Origin of the sequence: Algibacter sp. L1A34 (assembly GCF_009796805.1) — a bacterium.
In the GTDB taxonomy this organism is placed as follows: domain Bacteria; phylum Bacteroidota; class Bacteroidia; order Flavobacteriales; family Flavobacteriaceae; genus Algibacter.
This window is the reverse complement of the sequence record NZ_CP047029.1, coordinates 2,251,873-2,275,161: the sequence shown is the minus strand read 5'-3', so window position 1 is coordinate 2,275,161 and position 23,289 is coordinate 2,251,873. Positions and strand designations below refer to the sequence as shown.

Genomic DNA, 23,289 nt, shown 5'->3' with positions numbered 1-23,289 from the left:
TTAATGAAGACAGAACGTTTATTATATATTGATAGATTAAAGGGTTTTACAATTTTTCTCGTGGTATTAGGACATGTCTTACAATATAATACGCAAAATCCTTTTGATAATATAATATTCAACATTATATATTCTTTTCATATGCCATTTTTCTTTTTTCTAAGCGGTTATGTGGCCAACATTACAACAAAAATCACATCTATTACTAGTGCAATTTTATTCATAAAAAACAAATCAATTGCTCTTTTAATTCCCATGATTGCTTGGCCAATTATTAGACATTACTTTTTTACAGAAAATGTAGACCTCACGTCAATTTTCACAATAATTTATAATCAAATATTAGACCCTAGTCTATGGTTTTTAAAAACGCTATATGAAATACTGCTCGTTTATTTGGTGTTTTGGATTGTTTCAAATTATTTTAATTCCAAACAACATATATTCAAGGATATTTTAGTTCTTATATTTATAGCTTCTTTTCTATTAGCAATATCATATGCCATTCATAGCAAAGAAATTTTAACATTTTTATTAAATTTTGTCTTTTTCATGATAGGAGTTTTTCTTTCTAAATACGAGTCATTAAAACTTTTAATTCAAAATAAAATAGTTCTATTAAGCGCGTCTTTACTATTTATGGCATTAATAGGACATTTTAAGTTTAATGAATTGAATTTTATATACATGAAATTTTTGAAAGTATGTATTACAATTACTGTAATCACCATATTTTATAATTATTCGAAAACATTAAAAATATCTAAAAATATAGACGATTACTTATGTTTAATGGGACGTAATTCATTAATTATTTATGTAACTCATTTCTCATTTTTTTATGTACTAAATGATAAGCTGCTATTATCTTCTGATATTAGTTTTATTTTATTGTTAATACTTACAATCCCCATAAGTTTAATTTTAATATCGTTAAGCATGTTTATCGGAAGACTTATTGCATTACAGCCAATTTTAAACTTCCTATTTTATGGTGTTAGAATAAAAAATAAAAACATTAATTAATATGCAGAAATTAACAAAGTTCACTTTAAAAGCACTACGAAAAATTTATCAAAAAACTGATAAACAATCTTTTAAATTTGTGAGAGGTACCGAAGAACAAGCTTATACAACCCTAAATAAAAAAATACTAGACAATGAACCTTGTATGATTGCAAGGTTAGGATCAACAGAATTAACATGTTTGTTAAATTATTTAAGTATTAAAGAAAACAAACATCAATATTTAAAATATATAAAAGGTGAATGTGAGCCTTTTTGGTGGAATGAAAACATCATGCTACAGATGCAAAATTGGAGTGGTTTCTTTCCTGCAGATCAAGAAAACCTTACTCGCTTTTGTGAACTGATGCTAGAAAATATAAAAGAAGTTGACATTTTAGGTTCGTGGTTATTTGCAGAGAAGAATGTAGATATCTATAGAAAAAAAAACTCTGTTAATATGCATCTTCGTTTATTGGAACCTTTTTGGTCTAAAACACCATGGACAACTGCATTAAAAGGAAAAAAAGTATTAGTAGTCCATCCTTTTAATGAAACTATTGAAGCACAATATAAAAAGCGCCAATTACTGTTTGATAAGGAAGTGCTCCCTGAGTTTGAATTAAGCACCATAAAAGCTGTACAGAGTTTAGGAGGCGATAGTACCTTTAAAACTTGGTTTGAAGCTTTAGATTATATGAAAGCAGAAATAGACAAAGTAGATTATGATGTATGCCTAATAGGCGCAGGAGCCTATGGCTTTCCGCTAGCAGCTCATGTAAAACGCAGCGGTAAAAAAGCAGTGCATTTAGGTGGTGCTTTGCAACTCTTGTTTGGTATTAGAGGGAAACGTTGGGAAGATCCTAATTATGGTGTTGAAGAGTGGGGTATTGAAAGAGGGAGTTATTCAAGCTTAATGAACGAACATTGGGTAAGACCTGGAGAAGTAAACAAACCAAAAAATGCACAACAAGTTGAAGGTGGTTGTTATTGGTAATTCATTATAAATTTATGAGATTATTAAAAAGAATATTGAGTATGCCAATAGGGTTAATTAAAGGACTCGTTAAATTGGCAAATGACAATGCTAGAGATATTGAAAACAAAAACCATTTTCCAAAATCTATTATTGATAAAGGATCTAGTTTCACGTCAAATTCTACTATAGGAGAACATAGTCACATATTAGCGGGGGCAATTATCAATCATAGCCATATAGGTCATTATACATATTGTAACACGAATGTACTCATACAAAATACAACAATTGGCAACTATTGTTCCATAGCGAGTGATGTTATAATGGGGCTTGGAGCGCATCCACTACATCTATTTTCTACATCCACTGTTTTTTATAAAGCAAAAAACACATTAGGAGTAAATTTTGTGGATAAAGACCTTGATTTTGAAGAATACAAACCTATTAAAATTGGAAATGATGTTTGGATTGGAACAAGAGCTATTATTATGGATGGCGTAATAATTGGCCATGGTGCCGTAATTGCAGCAGGATCTGTAGTAACAAAAGACATACCCCCTTATGCAATAGTTGGTGGAGTACCAGCAAAAATAATAAAGTATCGCTTCTCCGATGAAAGAATAAATAAACTTATTAATTCCAAATGGTGGGAATTAGATTTGAATGAGATAAAGGGAGAAATTAATAATTTAAATAATTAATCTATGGTGTCACACATTTATAAGGGAATCAGAAAAGTAACTGGTTTAGCGTTAAGTTATATTTACACGCCTTATACAAAACTAATTTTTTATTTAAACGGCGTTAAATTTTCAAAGCACCTTTCTATTAATGGTTTTATGAAAGTGTTTGTTACCCGCAGAGGTCAAGTTACAATTGGAAAAAAATTATTAATTAATAGTGGTCACAATCATAATATAATTGGTCGGCAACAAAAAACTATCTTTTGGGTTGAAGGAAAATTGATAATAGGAAATAATGTGGGGATGAGTTCCGTGGCAATAATCTGCAACCATGATATAGAAATAGGAAATGATGTTACAATCGGGGGAAATACCGTAATTTATGACACCGATTTTCATTCATTAGATTCAACTATTAGGATTGATAAATCAAAAGATAAAACAAATGCGAAAAAAGGTAAAGTAACCATAAAAAACCGAGTATTTATAGGAGCTCATAGTACTATTTTAAAAGGGGTTACAATAGGAGAAAATTCCATAATAGGCGCATGTTCTGTAATTACTAAAGATATTCCTGCTAATGAAATATGGGCTGGTAATCCCGCAAAATTTATTAAGAGGGTCAAGTAAATTATTAACAAAGTAAGATTGAAATGAAAAGACTTTTAATAAAAATAGTACCGCCACTAATATTGTTCATCACAATTTCATCAATCAATGCTTGGACCACTTTACTTATCGGAAACACAACGATATGGTGGTTTATTAATGCTCTAATTTTATTGCTATTTGTAAAGTCAAAGACCTATTTTTTTAATCAAGAAAACCGTAGGTCTGTTTATGTAGTGTTTGCCTATATAGCATGGAATGCAGTATGCATAATTAGAGGAACCTTTATTGCGGATAATTATTGGGAATGGAAAAATTTAGTATCAACAACCATGGTTTTATTAATGCCATTAGCCATTTATATAACGACTAACAAAGGAATTGTCCAGAGATTAATTTCAATATGGATAAAATATGCATTACCGGCATTCTTTATTTTTATTTTATTTATGCGTCCTATAGCTTTTGGCTATTATCTAATTCCAATTTCATTTTTGTTTTTGTTTTTTCCAATTTTAGAGAATAAATGGAAATTAATTCTTCTTTTTTTTACTTTAATTGTTCTTTTATCTGATTTAGGTGCGCGGAGTAACGTAATAAAATTTGCAGTCCCAATTATATTTGCCTGTATTTATTATATAAGGTCATTTGTTGGAGTTAAAATAATGGAGTTTGGAAGGCTAATATTTATTTTTTTGCCAATCGTTTTATTTGGCCTAGCTTTAAGCGGGATTTTTAATCCCTTTAAGATGGATGAATACATTGAAGGAGATTTTACTACGGAATCGCGATTTGAAGGAGAACAAGTTACGGAATCACTAACAGCAGATACGCGAACAGATTTGTATGTTGAAGTTTTAGAGTCTGCCCTTAATAATAATTATATCTTATTAGGTAGAACACCCGCTCGCGGTAATGATTCTGTGCTCTTTGGCAGTTTTTTAAGCGACGAATTAAACACAGGTAAAATGGAACGCTTTGCTAATGAGGTTTCTATTTTAAATATTTTTACTTGGACAGGGCTTACTGGGGTGATACTCTATTTCTTAGTATTCTTTAAGGCTTCCTATTTAGCTATAAATAAATCTAAGAGTATTTTTCTCAAAATTATTGGTCTATACGTTTCATTTCGTTGGGCCTATGCTTGGGTAGAAGATTTTAGCCGATTCGATTTGTCTAATATATTTCTTTGGATTGCCATTGGTATGTGTTTTTCAAAATCTTTTCGGGCTATGTCTAATAAAGAATTTATTATTTGGGTACGCGGTATCTTCGATAATCATTATCGAAAATTAGAATTTTACATGTATAAAAAAAGAACAGAATGGTTGTTAAAGAAATAGCTATCTTACTCACTTGCCATAACCGCAAAGAAAAAACAATAGAATGTTTAACTGCACTTTATTCAAATGTAATACCAACGGGATATTCATTTGATGTGTTTTTAGTCGATGATGGCTCCACAGATGGAACGGGAGAAGCAGTAAAAGAAGACTATCCAAATGTAAATATTATTTTGGGAACGGGAGATTTGTATTGGAATAGAGGTATGCATTTGGCTTGGAAAACAGCAACCAAAAATAAGAATTATGACTTTTATTTATGGTTGAATGATGACGTAAAATTACTTCGAGATTCTATAAAAATTATTTTGGATGATGCTATAAAAGCTCCTGACTGCTTATTGTGCGGCGTAATGGCTTCTGAAGATACAGGAAACATTACTTATGGAGGAAGAGACAAGAATGGTAAAATACTAATCCCTAACAAGAAAGAACCTATAATATGCATGGAGGTTAATGGCAATTTTGTTTTAATTCCTAAAGAGATATATGAACAAGTCGGTATGTTAGATCCTATTTTCCCTCATGCCATTGGTGATTTCGATTATGGATTTAGATGTGTCTCTAAAGGATTTACTTGTAAAATAACCTCAAAAATTGTGGGACACTGTGAGGCCAATCCTCAATTACCAAAATGGTGTCTTCCAGAAGTATCATTCTTAAAACGCGTAAAAGTATTATACTCTCCATTAGGGAATAGCCATCCTTATTACTATTTTCTTTATGAAAAACGACATTTTGGTTTATTACTTGCAATCAAACATTTTTTAACAATACACCTTCGAGTTTTGATACCACAATTATGGAAACAGATTTAAAAACCCCCTATGTGTTTCAGGTAGATTCTGAGATTGTAAAAGATATATATAAAAATAACAACAATTATCTTATCTCATTTAATGAAGAATGTACGGATAAAAATACATGTGCTATATATTTTAGTAGCAATGATATCTATTATCCAAATATTGAAGATACATTTAGAAAAAAAATTATAGAAAAAAACTTCTTTGAATGGTATGGTACCAGAATAAAGAATGTTTACAAACATATCTTAGTAAGGGACGTTCACAAACAGTGGTATCTTTCAGGTATAAATGATCAAATAAATTCTCCTGAAAAATTATTGTTTTTTTTAGAGAATGAAACAAAAAACAGCTCTGTAATTACAGTTGGTAGCTCCGCAGGTGGTTATGCTGCGGTGTTATATGGCTCATTACTAAAAGCAAAAAAAGCAATTGTTTTCAATGCTCAATTTGAGATAAAAACCTTATTAGCTTCAAGTAATAGCAATATCAATCCCTTTATTTTTAGATATTCTAAATTACCTATATCAAAATACTATGATATAAAACCTTTTATAAATAAAGAGCTAAACATATTTTATTTTTTATCAGCTAACTCTGCATGGGATGCCGAACAATACCAGCATATAAAAGATGTTAAAACAATACGTGTAATTGCATTTAACACAAAACACCATGGAATTCCTTTTTTAAAATCAGCGTTAAGTGCAGTTATTAATTTAGATGAAGTTAAATTTAAAAACTTTACTAAATCAAAAAATAATCCTATCTTTTTTACAATTCGTATAATTGGGTTGTTAAAAACATTTAAAGGAGCTAAAAAGCAATTATTATATAAATACAACAAGCAAAATTAGATAATCCGATAGGATTTAGCTGATTTATTATTATCGAATATAAAAATGAATAAGAATAAACCTAAAGCATTAATTTTTTTTCAATACTTACCTCCATGGCGTATTGATGTGTTTAATGAAATGGCACAGTATTATAATTTAACAATTGTTTATACAGATGCTGATATAGAAGGATTTAATTATGATAGAGAAGATCTATTAAATCGTTTGGATAAGGATATTAAAAATATATTTTTAAAAAAGGGTTTTAGAATTGGAAAACGTCCTATACGATTTGGAATTTTTAGATTAATTAAAACCATTAAGCCCGATATTGTTTTCTCACATGAGTACTCACCTACAAGCATTATAATTGCTACGTATCGTAAATTAAATCTTTTTAATTTTAAATACGTTATAACAACATCTGATAATTTATTAATAGCAGAAGAAGTAAAAGGAATAAAAGCAGTTTTTAGAAAAAAGGTATTATCAATTGCAGATGCAGCTATTGTTTATAGTGAAACTGTGAGAAATTTTTATAATAACAATTTCCCTAGCTTAAAAGTAGAGATCTGTCCTAATATACAAAACCCAATAACATTACTTAAAAACAGAATTTTTTTTCCTGATTTAATTGAAAAGTATATTGATCAATTTAGGCTGAATGATAGTAAAATTATATTATATACAGGTAGGTTAGAAAAAGTAAAGGGCCTAGACTTATTGCTTGAAGCATTTGCAAAGTCGTATAATGATAATTTTAAATTGGTATTGGTTGGGGATGGAAGTGAAAAGGAAAATTTAAAAGGTACCTGTAAAAAATTAAATATTGAAGATAAAGTGGTATTTGCTGGTTTTTATTCAGGAAAAAATTTGTATGCTTGGTATGATTTAGCAGATTTTTATATTCTTCCTAGTAGATTTGAACCCTTTGGCGCTGTCGTTAATGAGGCTTTGGTCTTTGGATGTCCTATAATGGCTAGTAAATATATAGGGGCGGTGGATTTTGTGAATCAATTTAATGGTTTATTGTTTGACCCTCTAAATGAGAATGAATTTGTTGAGTCTCTAAATTTATTTTTTAAAAGAATTCAATCATCGGAAAACAATTATAGAAAGAATTTAATGCCTTTTTCTTTTGAAGAGTATGTCAAAGTTTTTTCTGAAATCTATAACATGAACTAAATAGAGTTATGATAAAAATTGAATACAAAAATATGCCTTCTGGTAGTAATAAGTTTAAATTTGCTTTACGTTTCTATTTTAATGTTTTACGTACTTGGTATTATTTTACATTTAAATGGCCTTGGGTGAAGTATAAAGGCTTTGTTCGTGTTATGCCATTGTGTCTTTTTGTAAAAAGAGATATTCACATTGGTAACAATGTTCAGTTTGGAAGAGGTACTTGGGTTTCTACAGATGTACATTTTGGTAATAATATATTAATTGCTGGTAGGGTTAGTTTTGTAGGTAAAAATGATCATGTTTTTAATATTCCGGGAATAAATATGTGGGATGCTGAACGAGGCATTGATGAGCCTATATTAATAAAAGATGATGTTTGGATAGGTACTAATGCAATTATTATTGCAGGTGTTACTATAGGAAAAGGAGCTATTATTGCAGCAGGTTCAGTAGTTAATAAAAATGTACCAGACTGTGAAATTTGGGGAGGTGTACCAGCCAAAAAAATTAGGGATAGATTTAAAAATGAAGAATCAAAATCCATTCATTTAAATTATTTAAAATTAAATAATAATGACTAAAAAAATATTAATTATAGGTAGTAGTTCATTTGTGGCAAATGGTCTCTATAAAGAAATGACAGAAAATGGTTTTGAAGTAGATTGTTTTGCTAGAGGCGATAAAAATAGAATCGGAGACAAGGTCTTTGGAGATGTTTTTAATTTAGCAGAAAACGAATTTCTAAAAAAAACATATGATGTTGTTATTAATTTTATAGTTATAAAAGATGCAGATGAATCTAAAAATTTAGAGTTTATAAAAGGTTTAGTCTCATTCTGCAAAACTGTAAAAGTGAAACAGTTACTCCATTTTTCATCTATTATGGTGTATTCTAATACGGAAGTATTAATTGATGAAAATACAGCAATTGAAACCAATACGCATAAAAAAGGATATGGCGCTATTAAGATTGCAACAGATGCCTATTTAGAATCTTTAGACCCACTACCTTTTCAACTTTCTTTTATACGACCTAGCTATGTACTAGCAGGAGATAGACCAGCACCTTTCATTAAAAACTTACCTCTTGGCTTTGTTTTATTAAAAGGGCATAAAAAAGCTATTATGCCAATTATAAAGCGCTCAAGTATTCATAAAGCTATTATGGCCATTATAACTTTAGAGCCAAAGCAAAAAGTATATCTTTTTTTACCAAACGATAATGCGACCAAACTTAAGTATGCAAAAGAAATTGGGCATAAGCGCATTATTACTATGCCTAAATGGTTGGTATTGGGCTCTGCAAAACTGTTTATGAAAATAGGAGTGTTACCTGCATCATTTTATGTACGTATTGAGAGTATGTTTATTGAATCAAAGTATGATTCAACAATAACTGAAAATAAATTACAACTAACATTATAAATTCTAGATATGAATATTTGTGTTATGGGAGCAGGCGCATATGGTAGTTACACCATAGATGCATTACTCGAAAAATACCCTAAAGCAACTATTACCCTTTTTGATGTAGGAGATGCTGCCATTAAAAGTGAAAAAGAAATTGGATATTTTTCAAGTCTAAAGAGTAGAGTTTATAAAGGGCTTAGTGATGGACGTTTTTTTGGTTTTGGCGGAGCTACTGAGAAATGGGGTGGTCAATTATTAACGTATACAGAAAATGATTTTAGCAATCCAAACCCCTTCATGACTGATGTTGTTAAATTAAATGAAAAGCATAAAGAGAGCATGCTTAAAAAATTTAATATCACAAATAATTATAAAGAGAATTTTGTAACTAATACGCTTTTTACTAAAACAGGAGTTTGGTTAAGTGTCTTTAACAGAAACTTTTTTAAAATATTTAAGATTCAACAACGCAAGCAAGTTACAATTATTTCAAATGCTCGTGTTTCAAAGATTGCTACGAATGGTGAAAAAAAAATAACTAAAGTTCATTACATAAAAAATGGTGTTGAACAAGAGGCTTCTTTTGATTATTACTTTTTAACTACTGGTGCTTTTGAAAGTGCTCGTATTTTATTATCATCTGGTTTAATACCCGAAAAGAAGGTGTATTTTTCAGATCATCTTTCTCAAAAGGTTTTTAAAATAAAAAAGAATACCTCTATTGGTAAGGAAAATTTTGTTTTTAAAATGAAAGGATTTTCGTTAATAACCAAAAGACTTATTGGTGAATATGACAATTGTTCTTTTTATGTACATCCCGTTTTTAATATGGATTTTCCTTTTTTTCAAAGTTTAAAAACCATTTTATTTAAAAAACAAGTTACATTAAAAGCTATTAAAAACATTATAATCAATATTCCGCAGGCCATAGGTTTCGGATGGGCAGTTCTATTTCATCGCCGTATTTATGTTTATAAAAACGAGTGGTTTTTGTACATTGATATTGATAACCCCACTAATGATAGTTTTGTATCTCTTTCAAAAGAAAAAGACACATTTGGTATAAACGGTTTAGAAGTGACCTATAACATTGGTGAAAATGCAGCTGTAGTTTATAGAAATGCAAAAGACCAAGTTGTAGAACACCTTAAAAATTCTAAAGTAGATTTTGAAATTTTAGCTGAAGAAATTGATGTCCAAAATACGGAAGATATATATCATCCTCATAAGATGTTTCATTATGAAAATATTGATTCTTATTTCAATGAATATGATAATATGTTACTAGTTAATACTGGTATTTTACCAAGATCTGGTGGTATCAATCCAACTGCAGCATTGTTGCCTATATTGGATGAGTTTATCAATGAAAAATTAATATACAAAATATAAATATTTAAGGATGCTTGTTGAAAAAAAACGAATTTATTACATTGATATAGCTAAATCTATAGGAATAACATTAGTTGTTTTTGGACACACCTATAATAAACATGATTTTTTATATAATTTTATATATTCTTTTCATATGCCCTTATTTTTTTTACTATCTGGTATGTTTTCAAAAAATTTAAAAAAACATAGCATCAAACCTCTTTTAATTAAGCGTTTTAATAATCTAATTCTACCTTATTTGTTTTTCTATATTTTAACATACTTGTATTGGGTTTTTATAGAATCAAAATTTAGACCAGGAGCAAGCGACATTTATGAAACTTGGTATTCCCCTATAATTGGAGTATTTTATGGAGGCCACTATAACACTCCTCTATGGTTTATCCCCTGCTTGCTATCTATAGAGATTATGAATTTTTATGTTCAAAAATTCAAAAATTTTATAGTTCAATTAATATTGGTTTTTTTGTTTTTTACTATCGGGTTTTATGTTTTACAGCTTATCCATTTAGGCTTTGATCTGCCTTTTCAATTGTTTAAAGCATCAATTTCATTATTGTTTTTTTATTTTGGAAAATATTTTATGAAGCTTAACTTACTCCGTTTTTTTCAAAAAGGAATATTACTTATTTTAATGATTATAATCTATACTAGTTTTATATTAGATTATATTCCAAACACACACCTTTTACCAAGCTATAATACTAATTTAATTTATATATTAATTGCATTTTTTACAATTGCAATGCTCTTATTATTTGTAGATTTAGTAGCCTATAAAATGAATATGTATTGGTCTAATACTCTATCTTTTTTTGGTATTAATTCATTAGTGATATTATGTATTCACGATCCTATAAAAAGGGTGATTATATTTACCTATTCTGTTGTATCTGAAAAGTCTGTTTTAGAAGTTAGAACTGATATCGTAGCCTCTTTAATTTGTACTTTAATCGTAATGCTTCTAATGCTACCAACGATTTATTTATATAAGAAAATAATTGAAGGAAAATTATTAAAAAACTTAAAAATTTCACTATGATTTCTGTATTAATTAATGCGTATGCTTGCGCCCCAAATATGGGATCTGAACCCGGAATGGCATGGAACTGGGTCATCAATTTAGCTAAGTATTGCAAGGTAATAGTAATAACTGAAGGCGAATGGCAAAAAGAAATAGAAGCTGCTGTAAAAGAATTACCTCAAGGAACTAATTTAACATTTCATTACAACCCTGTTAGTGTCGAAATTCGAAAAATGTGCTGGAACCAGGGCGATTGGCGGTTTTACAAACATTATAAAAAGTGGCAATTTAAAACATATCAAATAGCTCAAGAAATCCTAAAAACAAATAAAATTGATGTATTACATCAATTAAATATGATTGGTTTTAGAGAACCTGGGTATTTATGGAAAATTACAAATGTTCCACTAATTTGGGGACCTGTCGATGCTAAACAAAAATTCCCTGTAGCTTATCTTAATGGGGCTGATTTAAAAACAAAGCTTTTCATAAATCTTAAGAATCGGATTACCTATCTGCAGCTTAAACATTCAAAACGTCTTCGGATAGCTGTTAAAAATGCTTCTGTGGTTGTTTCTGCATCTACGAATTCCCAAACCTCTTTTAATCGCTTTTTTGGAATAAACTCCCCTTTATTAAATGAAACTGGCTGTTATATCCAAGAACATAAAATAGTAGATAAAACAAATAAAAAGAACCTTGACCTACTGTGGGTAGGGAAACTTGATTTTAGAAAGCAATTACCTATTGCAATACAGACTTTAAAAGAAATAAATAACGAAGACATTGTGCTGCATATTGTAGGCGGTGGCGATGATTTAGCCTATAAGTCTTTGGCAAAAAGCATAGGTATAGAAAATCAATGTAAATGGTACGGTTTAATAAAACATAGTGAAGTGCAGCAATTGATGCAAAAATGTGATTTATTTTTTTTCACTAGTGTAGCAGAAGGCACACCTCATGTAGTACTAGAATCTATAAGCAATAACTTACCAGTATTATGCTTTAATACTTGTGGCCAAGGAGATTCAATAAATGAAAATGTTGGAATTAAAATTGAGTTAAGTAATCCTGAACAATCGTCTATCCATTTTGCAAAAAAAATTAAAGACTTATTTAATAATAGGGAAAAGCTAGAATTGTTATCCAATAATTGTAAACAACGTCAAATTGAATTATCATGGGATCTAAAGGCTAAAAATATGATAAAATTATATAATGAATCTTTAAAAAAATAGAATACTTTAATTACTATATCATCGACATTATAAAATTTTGACATTTATGATAAACAAAAATATAAAATAAACAAAAGTATTATATCCCACATGTATAAAACATGTTTAAACAAATTGAAGTCTAATTTAATAATTTTTAAAAAGTCAAATTGCAAGGTTATTAAATAAAAATTTATCACTTAAAAACAAAGTTCCTTTACATATGAATTTAACAGATATTGTTAAAAACAAAATTTTTAGTCAACCAGTTTCCGAAATAAAAACGGATAGCAAGTGTTTTATAAATACTATAAATGCCTATTCCTTTTGTATGGCTAAAAAAGATGCCCACTTTGCAGAGGTATTAAATACTAGTGATATATTATTACCAGATGGCACTAGTATTGTACTAGCTTCTAAATTATTAGGAGGTAAAAAAATCAAGAAAATTGCAGGTTGGGACATCCACCAATATTTATTATCGGAATCCCATTTAAAAGGTTTAAAAGTGTTTTATTTAGGAGCTTCAGAGAGCACCTTGGCCCTTATTAAAAATAGAGTTTCCCAAGAATTTCCTAAAGTAAAACTTGCTAGTTATTCACCACCATATAAAGCAACATTTAACAAGGAAGATAATAGTGAAATGATTGCCCAAGTGAATGCGTTTTCTCCGGATATTCTTTTTATTGGCATGACGGCACCTAAACAAGAAAAGTGGGGCCACGAGTATAAAGAGAAACTCCATACCTCTGTAATATGTTCTATAGGTGCCGTATTCGATTTTTATGCAGGCACCGTAAACAGAGCGCCCAAATGGATTCTTAATTTGGGTATGGAATGGTTGTATAGACTAGTAAAAGAACCCAAACGTATGTGGCGCAGGTATTTAGTTGGGAATACTAAATTTGTCTATTATGTATTTCTCGAAAAACTACAATCATTGTTTTAACACCAAAATACCCATAACGCAAGAGAGCATAAAATAAATGATATTCTGAACAAACCTGCAGTTTATATTTCATTTATTAAAACGAATCTCATTGTTAAAGAGCAAGTAAAGAGTGTTTTTTAGAGTTTTCATCGATGTTTTTTAATGTACAAAGAAAATAATTAAAAAAACGAAGTATTCATTTCTAAAAATACTATTATTGTAAGCAAATAAGCTACTAAAAACTCTATAATAGAGAGATAGCAGTTATTATAATAATAAAACCTGACGACAGTATGAACCGAATATATAGCAAACTGATATGTTAAACATTAACAGATTACTCATGATAAATATAAAGTAGTCGCTTAAAAAATACATCTTTCAACTATGAAAACAGTCTCAATTATAATCAACACAGCTCTAATCCGACCTAATACAGGTGCAATAACAGCTTCAACCTATACACTTATCACTCCCTAATCTTAATATAATATAATATGCAAAATAAAGAAAACTTTCAGGATTATATGTTTATCGATGACGACGAGGACATCAATATTCGCCAAAAAGTTGAAAAATACCTATACTATTGGAAGTGGTTTGTATTAGGACTTTTTCTTGCCTTAATGAGCGCTTACTTCTATTTGCGCTATACCCCAAACTCCTACGAGGTTTCTACAACTATTTTGATTGATAATGAAGACGGTGGTGGATTACCTACAGAACTGGCTGCTTTTGAAGAATTAGGCCTAGGTGGAGGTAATTCTAAAAATATTGAAAATGAGATGGGTATTTTAACGTCTAGAAGTTTAATGACACGCGTTGTAAACAAACTAGAGCTTAATATTAGTTATTTTAAAGAAGGTAACGTCATAAATCAAGAAATATATAAGGATGACCTGCCTTTTAAAACGGCTTTTTTTATTAAAGATTCTACATTTTTTTGGAGGAGAACAGCATTTACCGTTAAAATTCTTTCGGATACTAAATTTGAATTATCCCATGGTGAAGAAACACCTGCAGTAACACATACCTACGGTGAAAAAATTGCAATTACCGATGGTGAACTGATTATTACACCGAAACAAATTACAGAAGCCGATATTAATACAGTCTATATTGTTAGCACAGCGCCTATAAAAGATGTTGCCAATGCTTATAGAAACAGCATTGATGTGAGTTTATGGAATAAAAAAGCAAGTATTTTAAAACTAACTTTAAGAAGCCCCGTAAAAATAAAAGCAGAGCGTATTTTAGATGAATTAGTCCTACAATATAATAAGGATGCCATAGAATATAAAAGTTTGATAGGTAATAATACCAATACCTTTATTAACGAACGTTTAGAACTCATTGAGGATGATTTAAGAAAGGTTGACAAAACAGCCGAAAGATTTAAATCAAGTAATAAACTAACGGACATTACTGTTGAAACAGGCATTGTTTTACAAACCAACTCTGAAGTAGGAAAAGAAATTATTGATTTAAGGACCCAATTAAAACTGGTAGACTATGTGCTTGAAAATATGAATCCAGATTCGGATAATTTAATTCCGGAAAATTTAGGTCTTAACTCCAACCAAGTGAACTCGAGCACGACTCAGTACAATATTTTATTACTAGAACGTAATAGACTCATGCAAAGTTCTGGAAAAAACAATCCTGTACTTCTAAATTTGAATGCACAATTATCGCAATTGTATAATAGTATAAATCAAGGTTTAGCCAATTTAAAGCGAAGTTTAACGATTTCTTTAGGGCAAGCACAATCTCAGGAAAAACGTATTGATAACAAAATAACCTCTGCTCCAAAAAAAGAACGTCAGTATAGAGATATACAACGCCAACAACAAATTGTAGAAACACTCTATTTATTTTTATTAAAAAAACGAGAAGAAAATTCAATTTCTTTAGCCGTAACCGTACCAAACGCCAAACTTATTGATTCGGCAGACGGTAGCTACTACCCTGTAAGCCCCAACAAAAAAATGATTTATGTTATAGCATTGTTGTTCGGTTTCCTTATTCCTTTTGTAATTATATCCATAATATTTATGTTAGATACTAAAATACGCAATCAAGAAGATGTCGAGGACAGTTTAAAAGCGCCTATTATAGGTAACATTCCAAAAACATTAGACAAAAATAAAATTCTTACAAAATCTGACAGAGGGAATATTGCCGAAGCTTTTAGAATGCTAAGAACCAACATGAATTTTATGTTGGGTAACTTGAAAGACAGCTCTAAAACGATATACATTACTTCTACCATTCCTGGTGAAGGAAAAACATTTGTAGCTATTAATTTAGCAACCGTTCTTGCTATGTCTAACAAAAAAGTACTCCTTATTGGTGCTGATATACGTAAACCAAAAGTAGCAGAATATTTAGAAATGCCAACTACAGATAAGGGATTATCCGTTTTTATGGCCGATAACAGTGTTGACATAAAAAACATTATAGAGCCCGCTAAAAATGGTGAATTCGATATTATCCAGTCTGGAATGGTACCACCAAACCCCTCGGAGCTTCTGATAAATGGACGTTTTGACGAGGCTTTAAATTATGGAAAACTACATTATGATTATGTAATTGTAGATACCGCCCCCGTTAACATGGTAACAGACACCTTACAAATTGCATCGAAAGCCGATTTGTTTATCTATATGGTTCGCGCTAATTATTTAGACAAAAGCCTTTTAGATGTTCCTGTAAAATTATATAACGAAAAAAGAATTCCTAATATGTCTGTGGTTATAAACGGAACAGACGTAAAAAAAGGTTATGGTTATGGTTATGGTTATGGAGAAGATGATGTGAAGACCTCATGGTTTAAAAGGTTAACTAGTAAAAGTTAAAAAATGCCTTAAAATAATATACTTCTAACTTTAACTAGATAAAAACCCCTATGGTATTTAAATCCATAGGGGTTTTTTAGTTTTATTTAAATTTATGATTTTTATGGAAGATAAAAGTTTATTCACAATGGTACACTATGTCATAAAAAAAGGCTTAACTAGATGCCAAGCCTTGATTTATAATAATGAAAGTTCAAGTTATCATTAAAGCTATAAATTACTATTTATTTTAATTAAAGAAATTATTTTCTTGTTCAAACCATGCGCCACCTACAATAAGATTTCCCCATGACCCATAATCTTCTGGTAAGCCATAACCTTCACTAATTTGTATTTTAGCAGGATAACCAACACTGGTATTATACAAATAATAATCTTTTAAATCAATATCCTTATAATATAAATTAGCCATGGCGGCAAGCACTGAATTCTGTCTTTTTCCTACTGTTGACAATGGTGCTCCGTTATAAAACCTAATATCATTCCAACCTCCATAAACAAAACTTCGTAAATAATTAGATTGACCTAAAATTAGAGTTTTAAGGCTCTTTTGGGTTATACCATCTGTCGTGCTACTTCCTGCATATCCATTAGTTGTTATATTAGTTGAGCCTTGAATAATTCCTTCTGTGGTAGCGTAATCATAAAGCTTATCATCAGGAAAGTGATTTGCCATAGCATCTAAATGAGCCATAGAAACCAATGTCGTTAAACTTACATTTGTGTAGAAAACACCTATTGTATTATCATAGTCACTTTTATTTCTAATCAGTTCCCAAAAAGAGCCATCTGAAAAAGTACCGTATTTAATCACAACTTTAAAAAATTCACGACAAAAATGCTCTATTTCAAGATCGTTATTACTGACAGCCCACGACTCTAAATATATTAAAGTGTCTAAAATTCTATTGTTGAATACATCTTGCGCCCACGCCATTGTGTAATTTAAGTCAGGATTTCCGTTAGCATCCTCTATTGGATTGACCGCTGCAGACCCTAAAGGATACAACCCTTCAGGCCAAAAATGCGTTAACCCGTTTACATCCCAATCTTCACCCCAATATACTTCTGTATAACTTCTAAACCATGTATATAAAATATCTTTATACCTTGAAAACCATGTATCTATCAATACTGTTTCAGAATCGGTTAAAACATTTTGTACGTTTTTAGTAAGACTATATGAGTCCTTCATTTTCTTAATTGAAGACGATTGGATCATATAAGCACTCATCTCACGTATATTAATATTATTATAGTAAGAGGTCGTTAAGTCATTTGCTTTAATAGTTGCTAGTATCTCTATAACTACCGCATTAGCAACTTCTTCATTATCTAATGCATACGCATACATCGCAGAATGAGACAAAATTTGCCTTTCTTTTTGATATACAGGAGACTCCCCATAAATAGGCCTGTATAATGTAGGATTTGCTAGAAATGAAGGTATATTATTCTTAATAAGAGTAAAATCGCTTGAAAAACCTACACCTGTAACATAATCATTTTCAAATCTTTGTTTGAGTGTTTTTTTCGCCTCAGCAGTAAATAAATAATTTTTAATTTCAGCACTCACAATAACAGTAACATCTCCTGTATCTGTAAATAATTCACCATTGCCATCAAGCGCTTCAACAGTATAGGTAAAGGTATCACTAATTTCTGAACCGCTTATGGGAGCGATATATTCAATAGTATGATCTTCATTTACTGTTATAGTTCCATTTGTTGGTTTGGATACATCAGAAATCCTAACTTCATGAAAATTAGGGATATTATCATTTATTAAAACATCAAAAACTTTTGTTTTACTGGATCTGACCGTAAAATTATCATCTCCAACATAATATGTATCAACGTCTTCATTACTACCAGCATCTTTGGTAACAGCGGCTTCCTCTACGAAAAGCGCTTCATTTTCAGTACTACAAGATAAAAGTATGGTTGATAATAGAATTCCTATTGGTAGCATACGTTTTGCGCGAGGTTTGTTTTTTAATTTCATAGGTTAAGTGTTTTGGGAATTCAAGAATACTACTTTTATCACAAAAAACGCCATAATACAATATTTATTCGATGAAATACACTCTCTGTACGAAATTAATCTATTTTTTAATCGATTAAAGGTAGAAATTCGATTATAAAACTTAAAACCTAATGTATATAGGTGTGCCATTGCTTCTACAAAAACGTATAACCATTGCAAAAAAAGCAAGCCTTTAAAATTAAAACCGAAATTAAACGCTACAATGTGACTAATAATGTCGCCTTCAGTTTCTGAAACTCTTAACCCCACAGTATTGGGATAAATAACTTTATTTAAAAATGAGGGAAATATTTGTGAGTTAAACTCCGTATGTGTAAAACTCATAAGATCAGGGAATCTGCTAATATCTGGGTTACAAATTAATGTTGAAGTTGGGGTTAGTTCCATACTTTCAATTACTTAGATTAATTAGCAGTCTAAGAACTAAAAAATACGGTAAACTACCAAACGTTTGCTGTTATTAAATTGCGTTTTACTCAAAATATGTTCATATTTTTTTGAGATGCACTTTTCTTATAAATAGCTATTCACATTAAAAAACATTAAAACCTCAAATTCAAAAACCTTTTAGGGTACTAAACCCATAATCTATAAAGGTATTTTAAAATTTTAATTAGAATGTGTAACTAAACGTTAATAATGGTGGTAATCATGATTTATGAAGCAGTAAATCGGGTAAATTCGAGAATTTCAATATTAACGGGGTTTTATAGATCTCCTTTTCAGAAAAAGATTAATCAATAAAGAACAGAACATGTTCCAACTTGTTTTTGACATATTTGATAACTTTAAGGATATTAACCTATTACAATATTTTAATAACCCATTTTTAATACTGGCTTTTTATTCTATCAAAGGTTCTAAATTTATATAATTATAACTAACATCACCAATATGCTTATAAGTAGTATCATTTTCATGCAATTGACCCCAGCCAAAATTATGTTCTAAATCTTCCCCTTTATATTGCTCCAATATATTTCCAGAAAGTAAGATGTACTCATTAAAAGGAATTTTATTTTTTAACAAACGATGTGCTATAATAACATCTTCGCCCATAAGTTTTATATTTTTCCCTATTTGAACGGCACTAATTTTTTCTCCAAAATGCAAAATTATTTTTAAGCCTAAAACATCGGGAATATCAACACCTTTTGCGCGATACCCATATTTTTGATCCAACAGATTTAATTGCTTATAAAATTCGGTGTAAAATAATCTACATTGTTCTACCAAAGCTTTAAATGTGGGTAAAGGTCCTGTTTTAAAAAATAAAATGGCATCACCTTCAATCTCTGAAACTTTTAACCCTATGTTATTGGAATAAATGACCTTATTTAAAAGTGCTGGTATTATTTGTGAGCTTAACTCAATATCGGTGGAACTCATAAACTCAGTGAATCCGCTAATATCCGGGATACAAATTAATGTTGGCGCTGGTGTTTGTTCCATGATTTTAAAAATTAGTTTAATTTAAAAGTATAAGAACTATAAAATATGAATGAAAAACAAATATTTCTTAATTTTTAAACCACGTTTTACTTACAATTAATTCCATTTTTAACATGATGCTCTTTTGCGTTATTAATTATTCAAATTAAAAAATAGACCTTAACACTTTTATAAGTTCTTTATTCATAAAGATTATAACCTTAAAGTATATCTTTTTAAATGGCCATATAATTTATTTCCAAAGACTCTCCCACCCTAAGCCTTTAAAACAAGGACCTTGCGTGAATTCTGCAAAACCAATACCTGTATGAAAACCATTCCATTCCATAACCTGAACGTTATCATTTTCATCTAGAATCAGATCCCAACCAATACATTTTACAAAAGGCATGGAACTCTGCAATTCAAGTGATTTTTTAATGATTTTATCAAAATTTGGAATTTTCTTGTTCCTGAATTCAAATCCTGTATCTGGATGAGTATCTAGCGTATACCAAGATTTAGAATGACCTAGATTATTCAATTCACCATTTTCCACATCAACAGGAATGGATATTTGTGAACTTGACATAACATGAGAGTCTCGATTTCTTCCAACTCTAAGATAAACAGCCCTTACTGATGCTTTGCCATCATTAGTCAATACAGTGAGTACACGAATAGTAGAAACAGAATTAGGCATTATTTGATTAAAAAATGAATGTTGTTTAATATACTTCTGAAAAACACCATCGCCCAAACGCTTCACTTGACTAAGATTAAAAGATTCCTGATCCACAACTATGACTCCCATACCTTGCGCAGAATTATTGATCTTAAAAACAACTTTATCCGTATCTTTAAATAAATATTGAGCAACATGAGTATCTTTAATACATTGGTAATTTTCTGAATAAAACGTTCCATTTACAAAACACCCCACATCTGGAAAATCGAAACTATTAAAGAGTTTTTTTGATAAAGGTTTCAAAAAAGAAGTTTTTCCTACCTCACCTTGAAGTTTAGGCACAATAATGCTTCCAAAATAATTTTCCGGAATCCATCCTTCTTTAAATTCGCCAACCATAGCACTATAAGCTTTAAGCCATGGCGCATAACCACTCCACCCTAATACATCTTTTGCATATTCATTAGACAGATTAATCAACTTGGGGTTAGTACTACCTCTAATAGACTCAATAGTTTTAAGCGCATTTTTAGCCATAAGATGATGACTATGGTTATAATTATACTTTTTAATAAAATTTACAAATTGTTTGGAACTAGATATAAGTTTTGCTTTCATAGAAATAACTGAAATATTTATATATGATCTTTAAAAAAATAAGCTGATTTACTCTCGAAATATTACCTGTAAATTTTATAAACAGACAACCTCTTAAAAGTAATTTATAGTATAATTATCAAACTATTATGGAGAAAAACTCTTGATTAAATATTTTTTGCTCTAATCAAAACAAGTGCCTATTTATTATATTTTTCTAAACCTATTTTCACTAATGCGCTTTTAATTTTTTGTTTTAATTTTACTTTGGAAGTTTCAGGATTTATAGGCTCCAGTAAGACTTTTGGCCAAAGCATCTTCATCGTATCCCTGTATAAAATATAATCTGGTTTTGACCGATACTTTGTATCTATATGAAGCATAATATCTAAAAGCTCTCGATTATTAAAGGGTGTAAAGGTATCATGAACAATATCCCACTCTAACTGACTCTGCGTTTGCCAACTACCCGTACTCATTTCCCAATGAAATAAGTCTAGAATGTTATAACCCTTATTATTTTTTGATTGTTTAACTTCATCATACCACACCACCATACGTTCTTCGATAAAAGGAATCCCTTTCCATTTAGGGTAGGTATCAATGAAATCTTGACTAGAGTTAAATTTAGGATGAACCCCATTTTTATAAAAGAAACAACGCCCTGTTTCTGAGCAACTTCCTTTAACAGACATTGTATCCTTTGGTAAATTCTGAGAAATACCATAAGCAATAGCGCCCCAATCATCAAGATGTGCCATATCTGAATTTTCTAAATACACTTTTTTGAATGCTTCAGTAATAGGAATGCGGCAATCCATAACCTTATGAGGTATTTTAAGTTTGCTTGTTAAAGAAACAGGTATCCTTATATCATTGGAATATTTATCGAGGTTTCTATATTGCAACGTGTAAAACAACATGTGCTCTGCAGCATCTTTGCTAGCGCTTAGTAATATTCGGCTATCATAACCACTTGTAAGACCTAAACCAAGATTATACTTTTTACTACCAGCTTCCATTGTAAGTTTTAAAAGCTCGGCAAATTTTTCTTTGGCTTCTTCATAACCACCAATTTCTAAATTTTTAATTGGCCAATATCTTGTTTGCTCTAATGACTCACTTTTTAAATAATGATTCGCCACTAAATGGTATACATCTTTATATAATGAAGTACCACTAGGAAACCAGTGCTCCTTACTTCCTTTTACATAATCTGAATTATGGTAGCTCTTGTAACGCTCCCCTTCCACAATAAGGTCTTTGGTAACTAGTTTTAAAAGCAAAGGTTGTGAAGCCGCATAAAAGTCATTATTATATTGTGTGTAAAAAAAAGACTTTAAACCACAGGCATCATTAAAAAAAGTAAAAGTATTGTTCTCCTCAATAATTAATACAAACCTACCAACTAACTCGTACAAAACCTCAGCAATACCTTGCTCATTATTTTGTTCCAATAGAGATTCTAAAATAGAAGTATTTGTTAGGTCTGATTTCCTTGGGTTCAATATATGCCCGAGCAACACTCCTTTTTTACCGTTAGTGGTAACTACAGCTTTTAAACAATCTGGATGCACATACAACTCATGCTCTCCTAATAATTCCTTATTCCAGCCCTCCAATTCAAAGCAAGACTTTGGTGATAGTAAAAATTGTCTTCTAAATTTTAATTTTTCTAAACTCATACTTTTAATCTCGCATATTTTGTTAAAATGATAACTTTAGCTTCCAGTCATTTAGTTTGTTACTCCATTTACCTTAAGGAAATATGGTAAATATAGCATACCGAAATAGGCTGACTTTTTTAGTTTCATTTATACCTTTTTAAAATATTTTTTTTAGCTCATTATAAATCAAAAAACGGATTGAGCTATGCTTTTTATAAATTGTTAATTCAGGCAAACTTACATTATTTCTTCGATATGATTTGTATTTGATATTTGGATTCATCTGTACCTTAGCTGGTTTTCTTAAATCGAAGCTTAAATTATTATAAATATACTAATTGTTTAGTCTTTTTTTAGCTATCTCTATTTTTTTTTAATAGTTCGTTTTAAACCATTTTTAAATTATATTAATACGCACTGTAATATCATTTTCATAGGTTTCGAATTTTTCGGTTTCGTGCATTCTAATACCATTGTTTTTCGGTTGAGTGTTTTCTGTTTTTTATGGCTATAATTTCAACACAAACATATTAGTTAACAGGTAGCTTCAGTAAAAACCATAGTTTATTCACGCA

19 protein-coding genes and 1 pseudogene are annotated in these 23,289 nt (G+C 30.1%); 15 read left to right on the top strand and 5 right to left on the bottom strand.

Annotated elements, in window-relative coordinates; genetic code table 11:
* Positions 1-3 precede the first annotated feature (3 nt).
* The 15 genes and pseudogenes from GQR97_RS09845 to GQR97_RS09775 all read left to right on the top strand — a co-directional run bounded on the left by GQR97_RS09845 (position 4) and on the right by GQR97_RS09775 (position 16,284).
* The gene (locus GQR97_RS09845) at positions 4-1,026 is read left to right on the top strand and encodes an acyltransferase family protein (protein ID WP_158847909.1); all 1,023 of its coding nucleotides are present in this window, start codon (positions 4-6) and stop codon (positions 1,024-1,026) included.
* A gap of 1 nt (position 1,027) precedes the next feature.
* The gene (locus GQR97_RS09840; protein ID WP_158847907.1) at positions 1,028-2,002 is read left to right on the top strand and encodes a hypothetical protein; all 975 of its coding nucleotides are present in this window, start codon (positions 1,028-1,030) and stop codon (positions 2,000-2,002) included.
* Positions 2,003-2,433: 431 nt separating this feature from the next.
* Positions 2,434-2,608 (top strand): annotated as a pseudogene (locus tag GQR97_RS19970) (DapH/DapD/GlmU-related protein); the annotation flags it as partial.
* Between the two features lie 80 nt (positions 2,609-2,688).
* Positions 2,689-3,297: an acyltransferase gene (locus GQR97_RS09830; RefSeq protein ID WP_158847905.1), complete on the top strand. Its 609-nt coding sequence runs from the start codon at positions 2,689-2,691 to the stop codon at positions 3,295-3,297.
* A gap of 23 nt (positions 3,298-3,320) precedes the next feature.
* Entirely contained in the window at positions 3,321-4,619 is a 1,299-nt protein-coding gene (locus GQR97_RS09825; RefSeq protein ID WP_158847903.1) for a hypothetical protein, read from the top strand.
* Positions 4,601-5,437 (top strand): glycosyltransferase family 2 protein, encoded by an 837-nt coding sequence (locus tag GQR97_RS09820; protein WP_158847901.1) that lies wholly within the window; start codon positions 4,601-4,603, stop codon positions 5,435-5,437. Before GQR97_RS09825 ends, GQR97_RS09820 begins: the two co-directional genes overlap by 19 nt.
* Positions 5,422-6,282 carry a hypothetical protein gene (locus GQR97_RS09815; protein WP_158847899.1) on the top strand — a complete coding sequence of 287 codons (861 nt, stop codon included), beginning with the start codon at positions 5,422-5,424 and terminating at the stop codon, positions 6,280-6,282. Before GQR97_RS09820 ends, GQR97_RS09815 begins: the two co-directional genes overlap by 16 nt.
* A 45-nt stretch (positions 6,283-6,327) precedes the next feature.
* Complete coding sequence (locus GQR97_RS09810; protein WP_158847897.1) at positions 6,328-7,449, top strand: glycosyltransferase; 1,122 nt, start codon at positions 6,328-6,330, stop codon at positions 7,447-7,449.
* Positions 7,450-7,457: 8 nt separating this feature from the next.
* On the top strand, positions 7,458-8,030 hold the full coding sequence (locus GQR97_RS19895; RefSeq protein WP_199269927.1) for an acyltransferase: 573 nt from the start codon (positions 7,458-7,460) through the stop codon (positions 8,028-8,030).
* Positions 8,023-8,874, top strand: a complete 852-nt coding sequence (locus tag GQR97_RS09800; protein WP_158847895.1) for an NAD-dependent epimerase/dehydratase family protein — start codon at positions 8,023-8,025, stop codon at positions 8,872-8,874. Before GQR97_RS19895 ends, GQR97_RS09800 begins: the two co-directional genes overlap by 8 nt.
* A gap of 9 nt (positions 8,875-8,883) precedes the next feature.
* Complete coding sequence (locus GQR97_RS09795; protein WP_158847893.1) at positions 8,884-10,251, top strand: hypothetical protein; 1,368 nt, start codon at positions 8,884-8,886, stop codon at positions 10,249-10,251.
* Positions 10,252-10,261: 10 nt separating this feature from the next.
* Positions 10,262-11,296 carry an acyltransferase family protein gene (locus GQR97_RS09790; protein WP_158847890.1) on the top strand — a complete coding sequence of 345 codons (1,035 nt, stop codon included), beginning with the start codon at positions 10,262-10,264 and terminating at the stop codon, positions 11,294-11,296.
* The gene (locus GQR97_RS09785) at positions 11,293-12,516 is read left to right on the top strand and encodes a glycosyltransferase (RefSeq protein WP_158847888.1); all 1,224 of its coding nucleotides are present in this window, start codon (positions 11,293-11,295) and stop codon (positions 12,514-12,516) included. The genes GQR97_RS09790 and GQR97_RS09785 overlap by 4 nt, the downstream gene beginning before the upstream one ends.
* 202 nt (positions 12,517-12,718) lie before the next feature.
* Entirely contained in the window at positions 12,719-13,444 is a 726-nt protein-coding gene (locus GQR97_RS09780; RefSeq protein WP_158847886.1) for a WecB/TagA/CpsF family glycosyltransferase, read from the top strand.
* A 479-nt stretch (positions 13,445-13,923) separates the two neighbouring features.
* On the top strand, positions 13,924-16,284 hold the full coding sequence (locus GQR97_RS09775; protein WP_158847884.1) for a GumC family protein: 2,361 nt from the start codon (positions 13,924-13,926) through the stop codon (positions 16,282-16,284).
* 229 nt (positions 16,285-16,513) lie between these two features.
* Here the strand turns inward: GQR97_RS09775 and GQR97_RS09770 are convergent, their stop codons facing one another.
* From GQR97_RS09770 to GQR97_RS09750, 5 genes are all read right to left on the bottom strand, one after another.
* Complete coding sequence (locus GQR97_RS09770; protein WP_158847882.1) at positions 16,514-18,289, bottom strand: Ig-like domain-containing protein; 1,776 nt, start codon at positions 18,287-18,289, stop codon at positions 16,514-16,516.
* 3 nt (positions 18,290-18,292) lie between these two features.
* On the bottom strand, positions 18,293-18,718 hold the full coding sequence (locus tag GQR97_RS09765; protein WP_158847880.1) for a hypothetical protein: 426 nt from the start codon (positions 18,716-18,718) through the stop codon (positions 18,293-18,295).
* Between the two features lie 456 nt (positions 18,719-19,174).
* Positions 19,175-19,783, bottom strand: coding sequence for a DUF2652 domain-containing protein (locus GQR97_RS09760; RefSeq protein ID WP_158847878.1), 609 nt, complete (start codon positions 19,781-19,783; stop codon positions 19,175-19,177).
* A 232-nt stretch (positions 19,784-20,015) separates the two neighbouring features.
* Entirely contained in the window at positions 20,016-21,068 is a 1,053-nt protein-coding gene (locus GQR97_RS09755; protein WP_158847876.1) for a sugar-transfer associated ATP-grasp domain-containing protein, read from the bottom strand.
* A gap of 179 nt (positions 21,069-21,247) precedes the next feature.
* On the bottom strand, positions 21,248-22,732 hold the full coding sequence (locus GQR97_RS09750) for a hypothetical protein (protein WP_158847874.1): 1,485 nt from the start codon (positions 22,730-22,732) through the stop codon (positions 21,248-21,250).
* Positions 22,733-23,289 lie beyond the last annotated feature (557 nt).

Coding starts and splice junctions, on each gene's coding strand:
- GQR97_RS09845 (WP_158847909.1), top strand. CDS start 4: ATGAAGACAGAACGTTTATTATATATTGATAGATTAAAGGGTTTTACA.
- GQR97_RS09840 (WP_158847907.1), top strand. CDS start 1,028: ATGCAGAAATTAACAAAGTTCACTTTAAAAGCACTACGAAAAATTTAT.
- GQR97_RS09830 (WP_158847905.1), top strand. CDS start 2,689: ATGGTGTCACACATTTATAAGGGAATCAGAAAAGTAACTGGTTTAGCG.
- GQR97_RS09825 (WP_158847903.1), top strand. CDS start 3,321: ATGAAAAGACTTTTAATAAAAATAGTACCGCCACTAATATTGTTCATC.
- GQR97_RS09820 (WP_158847901.1), top strand. CDS start 4,601: ATGGTTGTTAAAGAAATAGCTATCTTACTCACTTGCCATAACCGCAAA.
- GQR97_RS09815 (WP_158847899.1), top strand. CDS start 5,422: ATGGAAACAGATTTAAAAACCCCCTATGTGTTTCAGGTAGATTCTGAG.
- GQR97_RS09810 (WP_158847897.1), top strand. CDS start 6,328: ATGAATAAGAATAAACCTAAAGCATTAATTTTTTTTCAATACTTACCT.
- GQR97_RS19895 (WP_199269927.1), top strand. CDS start 7,458: ATGATAAAAATTGAATACAAAAATATGCCTTCTGGTAGTAATAAGTTT.
- GQR97_RS09800 (WP_158847895.1), top strand. CDS start 8,023: ATGACTAAAAAAATATTAATTATAGGTAGTAGTTCATTTGTGGCAAAT.
- GQR97_RS09795 (WP_158847893.1), top strand. CDS start 8,884: ATGAATATTTGTGTTATGGGAGCAGGCGCATATGGTAGTTACACCATA.
- GQR97_RS09790 (WP_158847890.1), top strand. CDS start 10,262: ATGCTTGTTGAAAAAAAACGAATTTATTACATTGATATAGCTAAATCT.
- GQR97_RS09785 (WP_158847888.1), top strand. CDS start 11,293: ATGATTTCTGTATTAATTAATGCGTATGCTTGCGCCCCAAATATGGGA.
- GQR97_RS09780 (WP_158847886.1), top strand. CDS start 12,719: ATGAATTTAACAGATATTGTTAAAAACAAAATTTTTAGTCAACCAGTT.
- GQR97_RS09775 (WP_158847884.1), top strand. CDS start 13,924: ATGCAAAATAAAGAAAACTTTCAGGATTATATGTTTATCGATGACGAC.
- GQR97_RS09770 (WP_158847882.1), bottom strand. CDS start 18,289: ATGAAATTAAAAAACAAACCTCGCGCAAAACGTATGCTACCAATAGGA.
- GQR97_RS09765 (WP_158847880.1), bottom strand. CDS start 18,718: ATGGAACTAACCCCAACTTCAACATTAATTTGTAACCCAGATATTAGC.
- GQR97_RS09760 (WP_158847878.1), bottom strand. CDS start 19,783: ATGGAACAAACACCAGCGCCAACATTAATTTGTATCCCGGATATTAGC.
- GQR97_RS09755 (WP_158847876.1), bottom strand. CDS start 21,068: ATGAAAGCAAAACTTATATCTAGTTCCAAACAATTTGTAAATTTTATT.
- GQR97_RS09750 (WP_158847874.1), bottom strand. CDS start 22,732: ATGAGTTTAGAAAAATTAAAATTTAGAAGACAATTTTTACTATCACCA.